This window comes from Sinomonas terricola (assembly GCF_034931225.1).
In the GTDB taxonomy this organism is placed as follows: domain Bacteria; phylum Actinomycetota; class Actinomycetes; order Actinomycetales; family Micrococcaceae; genus Sinomonas; species Sinomonas terricola.
The window spans coordinates 1-13,234 of sequence record NZ_JAYGGQ010000015.1; the positions used below are offsets into that span (position 1 = coordinate 1).

11 protein-coding genes, 2 tRNA genes and 1 other RNA gene are annotated in these 13,234 nt (G+C 68.3%); 7 read left to right on the top strand and 7 right to left on the bottom strand.

The annotated features are described in order from the left end of the window. Nucleotides 1–80: 80 nt before the first annotated feature. Both SPF06_RS17310 and mptB (SPF06_RS17315) read right to left on the bottom strand, forming a co-directional pair. Nucleotides 81–153 (bottom strand) — tRNA-Arg (locus tag SPF06_RS17310). Between the two features lie 29 nt (nucleotides 154–182). Then, nucleotides 183–1,715 carry a polyprenol phosphomannose-dependent alpha 1,6 mannosyltransferase MptB gene (mptB, locus tag SPF06_RS17315; protein WP_323280384.1) on the bottom strand — a complete coding sequence of 511 codons (1,533 nt, stop codon included), beginning with the start codon at nucleotides 1,713–1,715 and terminating at the stop codon, nucleotides 183–185. 343 nt (nucleotides 1,716–2,058) lie between these two features. Here mptB (SPF06_RS17315) and SPF06_RS17320 point away from each other — a divergent pair, with 343 nt between their 5' ends. Beyond that, complete coding sequence (locus tag SPF06_RS17320) at nucleotides 2,059–3,255, top strand: glycosyltransferase 87 family protein (RefSeq protein WP_428985789.1); 1,197 nt, start codon at nucleotides 2,059–2,061, stop codon at nucleotides 3,253–3,255. On the opposite strand, the gene mptB (SPF06_RS17325) is transcribed toward SPF06_RS17320, so the two are convergent. Continuing rightward, nucleotides 3,228–4,787: a polyprenol phosphomannose-dependent alpha 1,6 mannosyltransferase MptB gene (mptB, locus tag SPF06_RS17325; RefSeq protein WP_323280385.1), complete on the bottom strand. Its 1,560-nt coding sequence runs from the start codon at nucleotides 4,785–4,787 to the stop codon at nucleotides 3,228–3,230. The genes SPF06_RS17320 and mptB (SPF06_RS17325) overlap by 28 nt on opposite strands. 92 nt (nucleotides 4,788–4,879) lie before the next feature. Here mptB (SPF06_RS17325) and orn point away from each other — a divergent pair, with 92 nt between their 5' ends. From orn to def, 3 genes are all read left to right on the top strand, one after another. Then, the gene (orn, locus tag SPF06_RS17330) at nucleotides 4,880–5,518 is read left to right on the top strand and encodes an oligoribonuclease (protein WP_323280386.1); all 639 of its coding nucleotides are present in this window, start codon (nucleotides 4,880–4,882) and stop codon (nucleotides 5,516–5,518) included. Between the two features lie 135 nt (nucleotides 5,519–5,653). After that, nucleotides 5,654–5,726: transfer RNA gene (locus SPF06_RS17335), tRNA-His, on the top strand. A gap of 121 nt (nucleotides 5,727–5,847) precedes the next feature. Further along, complete coding sequence (def, locus tag SPF06_RS17340; protein ID WP_323280387.1) at nucleotides 5,848–6,420, top strand: peptide deformylase; 573 nt, start codon at nucleotides 5,848–5,850, stop codon at nucleotides 6,418–6,420. Between the two features lie 102 nt (nucleotides 6,421–6,522). Here def and SPF06_RS17345 read toward each other — a convergent pair whose 3' ends face one another. Next, nucleotides 6,523–6,723 carry a hypothetical protein gene (locus SPF06_RS17345; RefSeq protein ID WP_323280388.1) on the bottom strand — a complete coding sequence of 67 codons (201 nt, stop codon included), beginning with the start codon at nucleotides 6,721–6,723 and terminating at the stop codon, nucleotides 6,523–6,525. 41 nt (nucleotides 6,724–6,764) lie between these two features. Next, complete coding sequence (locus tag SPF06_RS17350) at nucleotides 6,765–8,240, bottom strand: glyceraldehyde-3-phosphate dehydrogenase (protein ID WP_323280507.1); 1,476 nt, start codon at nucleotides 8,238–8,240, stop codon at nucleotides 6,765–6,767. Nucleotides 8,241–8,558: 318 nt separating this feature from the next. On the opposite strand from SPF06_RS17350, the gene SPF06_RS17355 reads away from it, so the two are divergent. Together SPF06_RS17355 and SPF06_RS17360 are read left to right on the top strand one after the other, a co-directional pair. Next, entirely contained in the window at nucleotides 8,559–9,425 is an 867-nt protein-coding gene (locus tag SPF06_RS17355; RefSeq protein ID WP_323280389.1) for a DUF4231 domain-containing protein, read from the top strand. Nucleotides 9,426–9,591: 166 nt separating this feature from the next. Further along, nucleotides 9,592–10,716 (top strand): TIR domain-containing protein, encoded by a 1,125-nt coding sequence (locus tag SPF06_RS17360; protein WP_323280390.1) that lies wholly within the window; start codon nucleotides 9,592–9,594, stop codon nucleotides 10,714–10,716. A 28-nt stretch (nucleotides 10,717–10,744) separates the two neighbouring features. On the opposite strand, the gene rnpB is transcribed toward SPF06_RS17360, so the two are convergent. Continuing rightward, nucleotides 10,745–11,129: RNase P RNA component class A (gene rnpB / locus SPF06_RS17365), an RNA gene on the bottom strand. 60 nt (nucleotides 11,130–11,189) lie between these two features. Between rnpB and SPF06_RS17370 the strand changes: the two genes are divergently transcribed. After that, nucleotides 11,190–11,954: a YaaA family protein gene (locus SPF06_RS17370; RefSeq protein ID WP_323280391.1), complete on the top strand. Its 765-nt coding sequence runs from the start codon at nucleotides 11,190–11,192 to the stop codon at nucleotides 11,952–11,954. Nucleotides 11,955–12,013: 59 nt separating this feature from the next. Here the strand turns inward: SPF06_RS17370 and SPF06_RS17375 are convergent, their stop codons facing one another. Beyond that, the gene (locus SPF06_RS17375) at nucleotides 12,014–13,210 is read right to left on the bottom strand and encodes an MFS transporter (protein WP_323280393.1); all 1,197 of its coding nucleotides are present in this window, start codon (nucleotides 13,208–13,210) and stop codon (nucleotides 12,014–12,016) included. Nucleotides 13,211–13,234 lie beyond the last annotated feature (24 nt).

Here is a 13,234-nt window from a genome sequence, read left to right on the forward strand (position 1 = left end):
AGAACACCCCCGGTCCGAAGACCGGGGGTGTCGTCGATGTCCCGAGACATCTGTAGCCGATGTCCCGAGACACCACAGAGCGCCCCAGGAGGGAGTCGAACCCCCGACCAGAGGATTAGAAGGCCCCTGCTCTATCCGCTGAGCTACTGGGGCGGGCGCAGCGTGCCGCGTGCCTGTTCAGTCTAGCGCGAGGCGGTGACCCGGCCCATCGCAGCGCCGGGCCCGAACAGGACGCGTGTCTTCCAATCCCACAGCATGATGTACGCCGCGAAGGCCACGCTCAACGCGATCGCCACGGCCCGCACAATCACTATGGGGATCCACTCGAACACATCGAGCTGGTCGGTGAGTGCAATGACCGTGAAGAACACCGTCACGAGGTAGTACGCGCGCAGCCGCCACCCGTCGGTCACGCCGACGAGCGCGAAGAAGGCCATGAGCCACGTGACGTACCACGGCTGGATCATGGCCGCCGTTACCACGATCGCGGTAAACGCAAGGGCCATCCGGAGCATGATCTTGTCGCTGCTCCCCCTCAGGACGAACCACGCGGCGGCGACGATCCCCACGACGCGTCCGACCGTCTTGACGGCCTCCGACACGACGTCGGCCGGCCCGCTGAAGATCTGGACGACGGCGCCGGCGGTTGCGGCAAGCAGGCCGAACGGCGCGTACCAGATCCAGACCGTGCCCGATGTCGTCATGGCCGGCAGCCACCCGAACCAGAAGCCGGTCGCCGCGCCGACAGCGGCAAGGAGCCCGCCCGAGATCCCCGCGGTCGCCGCCCAACACGCGATCTTGCGGCCCCATCCGGCATTCCGGCCCGCCCAGATGAGCCCGATGAACGGTAGCGCGATGAGCGTAATGGGCTTGATCCCGATCGAGAGCGTGACGAGGACGACTGCGACGACGTGGCGGCCGCGCACGGCAGCGAGGAGGCCCACGAGCAGCAGGCCGAGCATGAGCCCGTCATTGTGGATGCTCGCGATGAAATTGATGACGAAAAGCGGGTTCACGACCGTGAGCCACAGGGTGCGCGACGGGTCGAGGCCGTAGTGCCGCCCAAGGCCCACGACGGCGACCGCGCACAGCGCAATCCCCACGGCAGCGACGACGCGGAACAGCACGATGGCAATCTCGAGGTTTCCCCCGCTGAGCCACACGACGCCCTGCTCGATCCACAGGAAGAGCGGCCCGTAGGGCGTGGGCGCCTCGGTCCAGAGCGAGTCGGGACCGAGGTTGTGGTAGTTGTTGAGCGCCGAGATGCCGTTCACGTAGGGGTCGAGCCCAGCCATCATGAGGCGGCCCTGGCCGATGTAGGCGTAGACGTCGCGGCTGAAGAGCGGAAAGGTCACCATGAGCGGCGCACACCACAGGGCCGCGATGCGGAAGAGGACCGCGGGACGGACGGCGCTCCAGTCCCCCACGCGCTGCTCGAGCCGCAGCCACGCGCGCACGAGCAGCAGCCCGCCGAAGGCGACGAGGACCGTGCACACTACGACGAGCACGGGATTGTCCCGCAGCGCGATGAAGAAGGGGACGCGGATGAGCGATGAGCCACTGGCCATCCACCCGACCCCGAGCCCGCCGAGCATCATGCTCAGCGAGGCGGCCGTGCCTTGCCAGACAGCAACAGCCCCGCCCCGGGGCAGGGCGGCAATGGTCCCGACGCCGGGCACGGCGCTCAGGCTGCCGCCAGCCGAAGGCTCAGGCATCGGAGTCCCTACTGTCGAGGAAGGCACCAAACGGTCTCCCGCCCGGCATGCTCGCTCGGCGCCTTGCGCTCGCCGCACGGTGCTGCCCACACGGCTGACCGCTCGGCGTGACATCGATTCGATGCTATCAGCAGCCGCCGGGAGAGGCCGCCGAGGCCCCAGAACGGCCCGCTGATAAACTGGCAGGCGGCCGCGCTGCCGTCAGCGGCCCTCGCAAGACTCTGAGGAGACCGCCATTTCGATCGAGACCCCCCGCCCCGCAGACCACAGCAATCATGCCGCCGGGCCGCGTGAGTCGAGTCGGTGGCTCCTGACGCCCCGGGGCCTGCTCGCCGGATACCTCGTGGTGCACCTCGGGTACCTCGCCTTCATGTCGATCTTCGTGCTGCAGGGGCAGGCCTTCAGCGACACGAACATCTACCGCGACTGGGCCGTGGGGGGATTCCCGCAGAACGTCCAGCCATCGCCGTGGGTGTACCCGATCGCGGGCCTTCTGCCGATCTGGATTTCCGGTCTGCTCGGCGGCGGCCCCTTCCTCATCCTGTGGGTCGTCCTGACCTCCGCGCTCAACGGGGTTGCCCTCGGCGTCCTGAGCGGGTGGGGAAAGAAGCCCGAGGGCATCCGCGCAGGCTGGTGGTGGCTCGTCTTCATCGCCATCATGGGCACGCTCGGCTTCGCAAGGGTCGACGGCGTGACGGCACCGATCGTGCTCCTGGGACTGAGCCTCGGGGTCGCTAGCCCGTTCGCCGCGTCGGCGATCCTCGCGTTCGCGACGTGGATGAAGGTGTGGCCCGCCGCCGCGCTCGTACCGCTCTTCGCCGTCGTCCGCGACCGCTGGAAGGTCGTGGTCGGCGGAGCTCTCGTGACCGCTGCGGTTGCCGCCGTCGCCCAGGCGCTCGGGGTATTCCCCCACCTCCTCGACTTCCTCACGACGCAGGGCTCGCGGGGCATGCAGCTTGAGGCGACCTTCACGACCCCGTGGCTCTGGATGTCGGTCCTCGGGATCGGCGGTGCCCGCATGTACATGAACACCGAGATCAACTCGATGCAGGTCGACGGGCCGGGCAGCACGATCGCCTCGGCCCTCATGCAGCCGCTCTTCGTCGTCATCGCGCTCGCCGTCGCGATCGTGATCTTCTGGGCCCTGCACGAAGGCAAGAAGCGCGGCCATGAGGACCGTGCCGAGCTCCTGCTCGCGGGCGCGCTCACGATGGTGAGCGCGTTCATCGTCTTCAACAAGGTCGGCTCGCCGCAGTTCATCGTGTGGCTCGGCCCCGTCGTCGCGCTCGGGCTCGCCCAGGACCGCGCGGCGTGGCGCGTGCCGGCCCGTCTGCTGCTCGGCATCGCAGTGGCGACGTTCGTCGTCTACCCGCTGTTCTACGACGCGCTGAGCCACAACAACCCGACCATGGCGTTCGTGCTCACGGTCCGCAATGTCCTGCTCGTCGCCCTCTTCGTGTGGGCGGCGATCCGACTCGTCCGCCTCGGGCGGAAGGGCGCCCCCGCCGTCGATCAGGAGCTGCGGGCCGCGAGGTTCTGACGGCTTGCGGGCCGTTCGAAGACGATGCGCCGCGTCTTGGGGTCGATGAGCACGAGGTAGGCAAGGAACGCAACCGCCGTGATGCCCGCGATCGCCTCGGGCGCGAGCGGCGTGTTCACGAAGCCGAACACGTAGAGCTGGTCCTGCGCCCCGAAGACCACGAAGAACACGACAGTCAGGTACCAGAGCTTGATCTCCCAGTTGTCCCGGATCCCCGTCACGGCGAGGAACGGGATGAACCAGAGCACGTACCACGGCTGGATGATCGGGCCGAGGACCACGATGAACATGAACGCGAGGCCCAGGCGCCGCACTGCCTTGTTGCCGTCGCCGCGCAGGATGAGCAGGACGGCAAGGCCGACGCCGATCCATTTGACGACGGTGCGGAACGCGTCCGCGATTGAGCCGCCGTCGAGGCCGACGGTGCTCCCGAGCCACGCGACGACGTTGCTCGCGAAGCCCGACGGCGTGTAGGCGATGAAGCCCGGGGTCGGGTCGACGATAGCGTTGACCCACCCGAAGCCGAGCCCGTACGCGAGCGAGCTCGCCGCAAAGAGGCCGAGGCTGATGAGCCCGGTCGCCGCCCAGCACAGGAATTTGCGCAGCCAGGTCGCGCGCGGCCCCGCCCACAGGAGGCCCACGAAGGGAAGGACGACGGCGGTGATCGGCTTGATCCCGATCGACGCCGTCGTGAGCACGATGCCGAGGAACCAGTTCCCGCGCGCCGCGTAGTAGACGCCTGCGACGGCAAGGCCGATCATGAGCGCCTCGTTGTGGGCGCTCGCGATGCAGCTGATGAGGAACAGCGGGTTCGCGACCGTGAGCCACACCGCCCGGGCACCGTCCACGCCGTGGAGCTGCGCGAGCTTGAAGCCGTAGTACGCACAGAGGAAGACTCCTGCGAGGGCCAGGATTCTGAAGAGCAGCACTGAGACGTCGGGCTGGCCTCCCGTGAGCTGGACAACCCACCGTTCGAGCCACAGGAAGTACGGACCATAGGGGGTCCGCGTCGACGCCCAGGACGGGTCCGTCCCGAGCTCGAGCCAGTTGTTGAGCGCCGAGATGCCTGTCGTGTACGGGTTCAGGCCGGCGGTCATGAGCCGGCCCTGGCCGACATACGCGTAGACGTCGCGCGAATAGATCGGCACCGTGAACGCGAGCGGAAGGCCCCACAGCGCCGTCGCGAGGACGACGGGCCGCACCGTTCCCGGGCCCCAGTATCGGAGGCGCTGGCCGAGTCGCAGCCACGACCGGGTCAGGAGCATGGCCCCGACGACCAAGGCGAGGATGCAGGACGTGACGCCCCAGCTCTCCGTGCGGAGCGCGATGAAGAACGGGCTGCGAGTGAGCGGTGACGCGTCCGCGAGCCGGCCCACGCCGAACGAGCCATACACCATGAGCAGCGAGCCGACGAAGCCCTGCCCGAGGGCCCAGTGCGGGGGCTGGTTGACGCCTACCGGGGGGAGCGCGGTCCAGAGCGACTTCAGCCAGTCGAAAACCCTCCCGAGCAAGCCAAAGCGCGTTGCGGACATGGGTCACCCTTCGATCAGTGGCGGGAGGGCTTCAGTCTAGCATCGGGCCCTTCCTCCCAACCCGGTGAGCGCGCCTCGGGTACATTGGCAGAGTGTCAAACCACGCTGAACGCATCGTCTGGATCGACTGCGAGATGACGGGCCTCGATATTGCCCGCGACGCCCTCATCGAGGTCGCCGTCCTCGTGACCGATGCAGAGCTCAACATCCTCGGCGACGGGGTCGACGTCGTCATCCGCCCCACGGACGAGGCGCTCGCCGGCATGAACGACTTCGTGCGCGAGATGCATACGACGTCCAAGCTGCTCGACGAGCTGCCAGCTGGCCTGACCCTCGACGCCGCGCAGGCCGAGGTCATGGCCTACATCCGGGCGTGGGTGCCGGAGCCGAAGAAGGCCCAGCTCGGCGGCAATTCGGTGGGGACCGACCGCATGTTCCTCGCGCGGGACATGCCGGAGGTGGTCGAGCACCTGCACTATCGGATCATCGACGTCTCGACGATCAAGGAGCTCGCGCGGCGGTGGTTTCCGCGCGCCTATTTCCAGGCGCCCGCGAAGACCGGCGGCCACCGGGCCCTCGGCGACATCCGCGATTCGATCGACGAGCTCCGCTACTACCGTGAGGCGATCTTCGTCCCGCACCCCGGGCCGGACTCCGCGAAGGCCCAAGAGATCTCCGCGCGCATCTCGGCGGCCGCGAGCGGTTCGGGCGCAGCGGCCGCGGGAGTGTGACGCGCGCCTCGTCGGAGAAAAAATCTCCGCGGACGCCTCAAACTGGCAAAAGCACTCGTTAACAGCAGGTAGACTGTTACTCGTTGCCGGCGCAGAGGGTGCAGGAATTCTTGCGCGCTCGTCGCGGGTTGCGTGGTGGGTATAGCTCAGTTGGCAGAGCGTCTGGTTGTGGTCCAGAAGGTCGCGGGTTCAACCCCCGTTACTCACCCCGAGAGGGTCATCCCGGCAAGAGGCCGCACGGTTCACCGTGCGGCCTCTTGCGCGTCGGCCCTGCTCGTCATCCGCCTGGGTCCGCGATCCAGCACTGTCCACGACACCGAGGGATGCCCATGACCGTCCACCCCGTGACCATCTGGGGAGAGCCCGTTCTCCACCGGCGCGCCGCCGAGGTGACCGAGTTCGACGACAATCTCCGCGAGCTCATCGAGGACATGCACGAGACGAACGACGCCGCCAACGGCGTCGGCCTCGCCGCGCCCCAGATCGGCGTGGGCCTCCGGATCTTCGTGTACAAGTACCAGAACGACGACGGCGTGCCGCCACGCGGCGCCGTCGTCAATCCGCGGCTGACCCTCTCCAAGGTCCCAGGCACGGCTCCCGACCCCGAGGAAGACGAGGAGGGCTGCCTCTCCTTCCCCGGCGAGAGCTACCCGCTCAAGCGCGCGGACTGGGCTCACGTCGAGGGCTTCGACGGCGATGGAGAGCCGGTCGACTTCGTGGCCACCGGCTGGTTCGCCCGCGTCATGCAGCACGAATACGACCACCTCGACGGCAAGCTCTATGTCGACAAGCTCCCGGACCGGTACGCCCGCAAGGCCAAGAAGGCCGCGAAGACCCACGGCTGGGGTGTGCCGGGCCTCACGTGGATGCCGGGCGTCGACCCGGATCCGTTCGGCCACTGATTTCCCGCCCGGAGTTCCCGCGGCCGCAAGGCGCGCGGCGACACGGCAAAGGGCGCCGCACCAAATGGTGCGGCGCCCTTCATCGTGAACGTGTCAGCCGGGCTACTGTTCCCTGGTCACCCGGACGAGGTCTTCCTCCGCCGTCCGCAGCAGCTCTTCGAGCTGGGCGACCCGTCCGGGAGAGACCTCACCGGCCTCGAGTTTGGCCTTCGCATGGTCCAAGAGGAGCCGTGCCTGCTTGGCGTTGGCCTTGGCCACATCGAGGGCGTGTTCGAGGGTGCTCTCGTGCTCAGTCGCTTCCATAGCTGCATCTTGCCCCCGCTTGCTGGGCGAATCCAGTGACCTTACCGAGATGTCGCGAAAAGGTCATGGGCCGGGCGGGCGGCTGCGTTCTCGGGGAACGACGGCGCGTTGACGCCCGCCATCTCCTCGAGCACGCGCACCACCTGGCAGCTGTACCCGAACTCGTTGTCGTACCACACGTAGAGCACGAGGTTCGTCCCGTTGCTGATCGTCGCAAGGCCATCCACGATGCCAGCACGGCGCGAACCGACGAAGTCCGTCGAGACGACCTCGGGCGAGGCGATGTAATCGATCTGCTTGCGCAGCTCCGAGTGCAGGGACACGTCGCGGAGGTACGTGTTGACCTCGTCCTTCGTCGTCTCGCGCTCGAGGTTGAGGTTGAGGATGGCCATCGAGACATCCGGGGTGGGAACACGGATCGCGTTGCCCGTGAGCTTCCCCGCGAGTTCGGGAAGGGCCTTCGCGACGGCCTTTGCCGCGCCGGTCTCGGCGATCACCATATTGAGCGCGGCCGAGCGGCCGCGCCGGTCGCCCTTGTGGAAGTTGTCGGTGAGGTTCTGGTCGTTCGTGAACGAGTGGACCGTCTCCACATGCCCGTGGAGCACGCCGAACTTGTCGTTGACGGCCTTGAGGACGGGGGTGATGGCGTTGGTCGTGCACGAGGCCGCCGTGACGATGCGGTCCTGCTCCGTGAGATCGCGATGGTTGATGCCGTGCACGATGTTCGGGAGCGTTCCCTTGCCGGGGGCCGTCAGGAGGACGCGCGCCACGCCCTTGCTCTCGAGGTGCTGCGAGAGGCCCGCTTCATCGCGCCACTTGCCCGTGTTGTCCACGACGATCGCGTCCTCGATCCCGTACGCGGTGTAGTCGACCGTCGCGGGGTTGTCGGAGTAGATGACCTGGATGAGGGTTCCGTTGGCGAGAATCGTGTTGTTCTCCTCGTCGACCGTGATCGTGCCTTCGAAGGGACCATGCACGGAGTCGCGGCGCAGGAGGCTCGCGCGCTTCACGAGATCCTTGTCAGAGCCCTTGCGGACCACGATCGCCCGCAGGCGCAGGCCGTGGCCGCCACCCGCGTGCTCGATGAGGATGCGGGCCACGAGGCGTCCGATGCGGCCGAAGCCGTAGAGGACGACGTCGGTGCTGCCGCGCGGATCCGCTCCGTGCTGCCCCACGATCGCGGCCAGTTCATCGCGGAGGAAGTCTTCAAGGCTCCGGGCCCCGCCGTCTTCGCGGAACTTCTCGTTGAGGCGCGCGATGTCGATCGACGCGGCGCCGAGTTCGAGCTCGTCGAGCGCCTTGAGGATCGGGAGGGTCTCCTCGAGGTCGAGCTCCTCGCTGTCGATCTGGCGAGCCCAGCGGTGCGCCTTGAGGAGGCCGACAACCGACTGGTTGATGAGGCTCCGGCCGTGGACCGATGTCACGACGTTGTTCTCGCGGTACAGGCGCCCGATCAGAGGGATCATCTCTTCTGCTGCAGCCTCTCGGCCGATCCACGCGTCAAGGGCCGTTTCCATTACACGGGCGGACTCCGTCTTGCTCACACAGGTGCCTTTCTCTGCAGTGTCGCGCACACCGTTGTGCGCTGGGCGCGCGGCACCGCGTACCGATGCCTGACGCGAAAAAGGCCGGTCCTGCGATCGCAGAGCCGGCTCCTGAACTTCTACGTTCACCATCAATTCTACCGATCAAGGCCAGCTTCAAATCCGGCATGCCATGTGAAGTCACTCACAGGCTCGAGCTCGCGGGAGCTGGCGGGCCCCCGCACGCGGTTCTACACTGCGGTCACGCGGTATGGGGCCCCGGCCCCTCGGCCGCTTTCGAGGGAGGGCCACATGGACAATGGCTTGGATCTTCCCGGATTCTTCAAGGACGCCGACGCCGCGTCCTTGGCGACCCAGCGCGCCTACCTCGCCCTGAACCGAACGCGGCTCTGGAGCGCCGTCGCCGGAGCGCTCGGCGGCGCCATCACGTGGTCCGCCTCGAGCCTCGACGCGGGTGCCCTTGTGGCCCTTGCCGGATTCCTCGTGGCCCTTGTCGCCGAACTCGTCCTGGCCTTCCTCCAGCCCGAACGGGACTGGTACTCGGGCCGGGCACTTGCCGAATCCATGAAGACTATGGCCTGGTGCTACGCCGTCGGGGGTGATCCGTTCGCGTCGAGCCTCGGCGACGCCGAGGCACGGCGGATCCTACGGGAGCGAGCCGAGCTGCTTCTCCAGAAGGGAGGGGACAAGGTCTCGATGTCCGCCGCGAGCCCCCTCGTCACGGAGTCGATGACGGCTTTGCGGCACAGCAGCTTCGAGACGCGGCGAGCCGCCTACCTGGAGCGGCGAACCCGGGACCAGCGCAACTGGTATGCGGGCAAGGCCCGGCAGAGCAAGCGGAAGGCGGACCTGTGGAGATCCGCGCTGGTCGCCGCTGAGATCGCGGCGGTGTCTGCCTCGACCCTGCGCGTTACGAAGACCCTCGATATCGACCTCGCCGGAATCCTCGGCGCGGCCATCGGTTCGGGCGCAGCGTGGCTTGCACTCAAGCAATATGCCCAGCTCGCGGCGGCCTACAGCCTCGCAAGCCGCGAGCTCACGCTGCAAGAGGACCTTCTCTCGCAGGTGGAGGAGGACGGCTGGTCCCACGCCGTGTCCGACGCCGAAGAAGCCATCAGCAGGGAGCACACGATGTGGCTCGCGTCCCACAACGAGTGACGCAGAATCCGCGCCGGAGAGATCTGGCGCGCCGTTCAACCCGGGCGTATCCTCATTACAACAGTCACTGGATTAACCAAGATCGACCCCATCCAGATTGACCCCACACGGAACCCCGGAGCTGTTGCGGGGGTGGCAGCTCCGGACCTCGCCTAGGAGATCCGCCATGGCCATCCCCGCCGACATCACCGGGCCGCGCAGCGGCCGGCTCGTCTTCATCTCCTACGCCCGGGCGGACCGGGACGCGGCCGACCGCATCCGCCAGGCCGTTGTCGCAATGCACCACGAGGCATGGATCGACAGCAATCTCGAGGGCGGCCACGAATGGTGGAACGAGATCCTGGATCAGCTCCGACGCTGCGACGCCGTGATCGTGGCGGTCTCCGCCGAACTCCTGGAGTCGGAGGCGGCGAGGGCGGAACGCGTCTATGCGCTCTCGCTCGGAAAGCCGATCATTCCGATCAAGGTGCGGGAGATCCGGGATGACCTCCTCCCGCCAGACATTGCCGCGCGCCAATACATCGACTTCACGCGGCCCACGCTCACGACCGGAATCGAACTCGCCAACGTCCTGAGCGGCCTGCCGCCCGCGGTCGCACTGCCCCCCGAGCTTCCGCCCGCGCCACCCCTTCCTGCGTCCTACTTCGGCGGGATCGCCGAGATGCTCCACCGGTCGACGCTGGCCGACGATGAGCAGCGCCTCATCGCGGGCAAGCTCGCCGACGCGCTCCAGCGGCCCCGGGAACGCGAGGCGGCGCTCGAGCTGCTCGCGATGCTCGAGAACCGGCGGGACCTCTATGCGAGCACGGCGCGCGAAATCACCCGGATCCGACGCGACCTCATTCCCGCGGGCTCGCTGCCTCCTGAGCCGGTCATGACGCCCGGCCCGACGTCGTTTCCGCCCGAGGCGCGAAGGCCGGACCCAGCAAGACCAGCTCCGCAGAGGCCCGCACCGCACACGCCCGAGCGACGACCGGCGCAGCAAGGACCGCAGCGGCCCCGCCCAGAAGTCGGGGCCACCACCACGGGCGGCTTTCCCTCGCAGCATTGGGGACTCAGCATCACGGGCCTGCTCGTCTCGATCCTCTCCTTCGTTCCGCTCGGCGTCGTGGCGGTCGTCATGTCTGCTCAGGTGGCGGCGCGGTGGAACCGCGGCGACCCTGCAGGGTCCGCGAACGCCTCGCGCCTCGCCGTCGTCTGGGGATGGATCGGCATCGGATGGGGCGCGCTCGCCCTCCTCCTCTACCTCGTCGTCGGGATCTATGCCGCGCAGAACCCCTACGGCTACTGACCTGAGGCGGCCTGGAGGGCGAGGTGCGAGGCCAGGCCGGCCTATGAGCCGGGTTCTGTCTCCGTGCCCGGTTGCCCGGACGCGGGAGGCGATCATCCATCTAGGACCGCCGTTGCCGGCGGCCTCAAGCGGCCTACCCGGACGCTCGGGCGGGCAGCCCTCGAACGCGCCCTGTCTGGCCTTGCTCCGAGTGGGGTTTACCGAGCCTCCCCGGTCGCCCGAGGAGCTGGTGGTCTCTTACACCGCCGTTTCACCCTTACCCGGGCGTGCTGCCCGGGCGGTCTGTTTTCTGTGGCACTGGCCTGCGGGTTTCCCCGAGTGGGTATTGCCCACCACCCTGCCCTGCGGAGCCCGGACTTTCCTCGCGACTCCACCCCCGAGGGAAGGAGTCCCGCAATCGCCCAGCCAACCTGACCTCGCCCCAGCATTCTAGCGTCTGCGCGCATCCGCCTCAGGACGGTTAGGATTCCGTGGTGCTCATCCTCCTTCCGCCCTCCGAGGGCAAGACCCCAGCCTCGCGAGGCGCCGCCGTCGACCTCTCTGCCCTGAGCTTTCCGGGCCTCGAGGTTGCGCGGAAGGAGGTCATGGAGGCCCTTGCCGAGGTGAGCGGGCGGCACGATGCCCTCGAAGCGCTCGGCGTGGGGGCGTCGCTAGCGGACGACGTCGAACGGAACCGGCGGCTGCACGCCGAACCGGCGGCCCCCGCCCACCGGGTCTACTCGGGTGTCCTCTACGAGGCGCTCGGCTACGCGTCCCTGACCCCGGCGCAGCGCCGCAAGGCCGACGAATGGATCGTCGTCGTCTCCGCGCTCTGGGGCGCCGTCGGCTTCGCGGATGCCGTGCCGGCCTATCGGCTGTCGATGTCGGCGGCGCTGCCCGGCCTTGGGCGCCTCGCATCCTATTGGAAGCCGCGCCTCCGCGAGGCTCTCTCCGAGCGCGCTGCCGACGGCCTCGTCGTCGACTGCCGGTCAAGCACGTACGCCGCGGCCTATGCGCCGCCCGCGGATCGCACTGTGACGGTCGACGTCGTCACCGAGCGCAACGGGAAGCGCACGGTCGTGAGCCATTTCGCGAAGCACCACCGGGGCGAGTTCGTGCGCCATCTGCTCACACGCCGTGGGAAGGCGCCGACCTCGCCCGAAGCCCTCCTCGCCGTCGCCCAGGAGGGCTGGACCGCGGAGCTGGCCGAGGGGACGGCCCGCCGGCCGAGCTCGCTCGTCCTCGTGCTCGAAGGCTGAGCCCGCGCCCGAGATCACGGCGGCGTGGGCACCCGGCTCGGTCCTGACGGCCGGCTCCTCTACCGGAGTGCCCCGACCGCGCCCGGATCCCTGGAGGACTCTCGGGCGAACTCGCCGCCTCGCCCGAAGGCCGCCCCGAGGTACACGAGCAGCCCCGCGAACGTGACGGCTGCTCCCGCCCACAGCGGCGAGGTGTAGCCGAGCCCTGCCGCGAGCGCAGCGCCGCCGACCCAGGCGCCGAAGGCATTGCCCACATTGAACGCCGCGATATTGGCGCCTGAGGCGAGCGCCGGGGCGGCGGCAGCGAAATTCATAATCCGCATCTGGAGTCCCGGCACGGTCGCGAAGCCGAATCCGCCCACGAGCACGAGGGCGGCCATCGTCGCAGGCTGGGATGACGCGGTGAGCGCGAACGCGGCGAGGACGATGGCCAGCGCCGAGAACAGCACCACGAGGGTGCGGGCGAGGCTGCGGTCGGCGAATCGGCCGCCCACGAGGTTGCCGACAAAGAGGCCCGCGCCGAACAGGACGAGCAGCCAAGGCACCTGGGCCGCGTCAAACCCGCCCACGCGCGTGAGGGTAAAGGCGATGTAGGTGAAGGCACCGAACATCCCGCCATAGCCGAGCACCGTCACGAGCATCGAGAGCCACACCTGGCCGCGTGCGAAGATCCTGAATTCGGCGAGGATCCCGTGGCCGCCGTCGTGGGCGCCCCGGCTGGGCACAAGGACGACGATGCCCACGAAGGCAAAGACGCCGACGGCCGTGATCGCCCAGAAGGTCGAGCGCCAGCCGGCTGCCTGGCCGAGAAGGGTGCCGAGCGGAACACCGAGCACGTTGGCGACGGTGAGGCCCGCGAACATGATCGAGATGGCCGCGGCGCGGCGACTTTCTGCCACGAGGTCCGCCGCCACGACGGCCCCGATTCCGAAGAACGCCCCGTGACACAGGGCGGCCACGATCCGGCCCGCCATCATGAGGGAGTACGTGCCGGCGAGCGCGGACATGAGGTTGCCGGCAATGAACAGGAGAAGGAGCCCGAGGAGCGCCTTCTTGCGGTCGACCCGCCCGAGCACGGCGCTGAGGGCGATCGCGCCGACGGCAACGGACAGCGCATAGCCGGAGATGAGGTAGCCGGCCACGGTTTCGGTGACGCGGAAGTCAGCCGCCACCTCAGGCAGCAGTCCCATGATGACGAACTCGGTGAGACCGATCCCGAATCCGCCGATGGCGAGTGCGTAGAGGGCAACAGGCATGCTGAATCCTTCAGTGAGACGTGG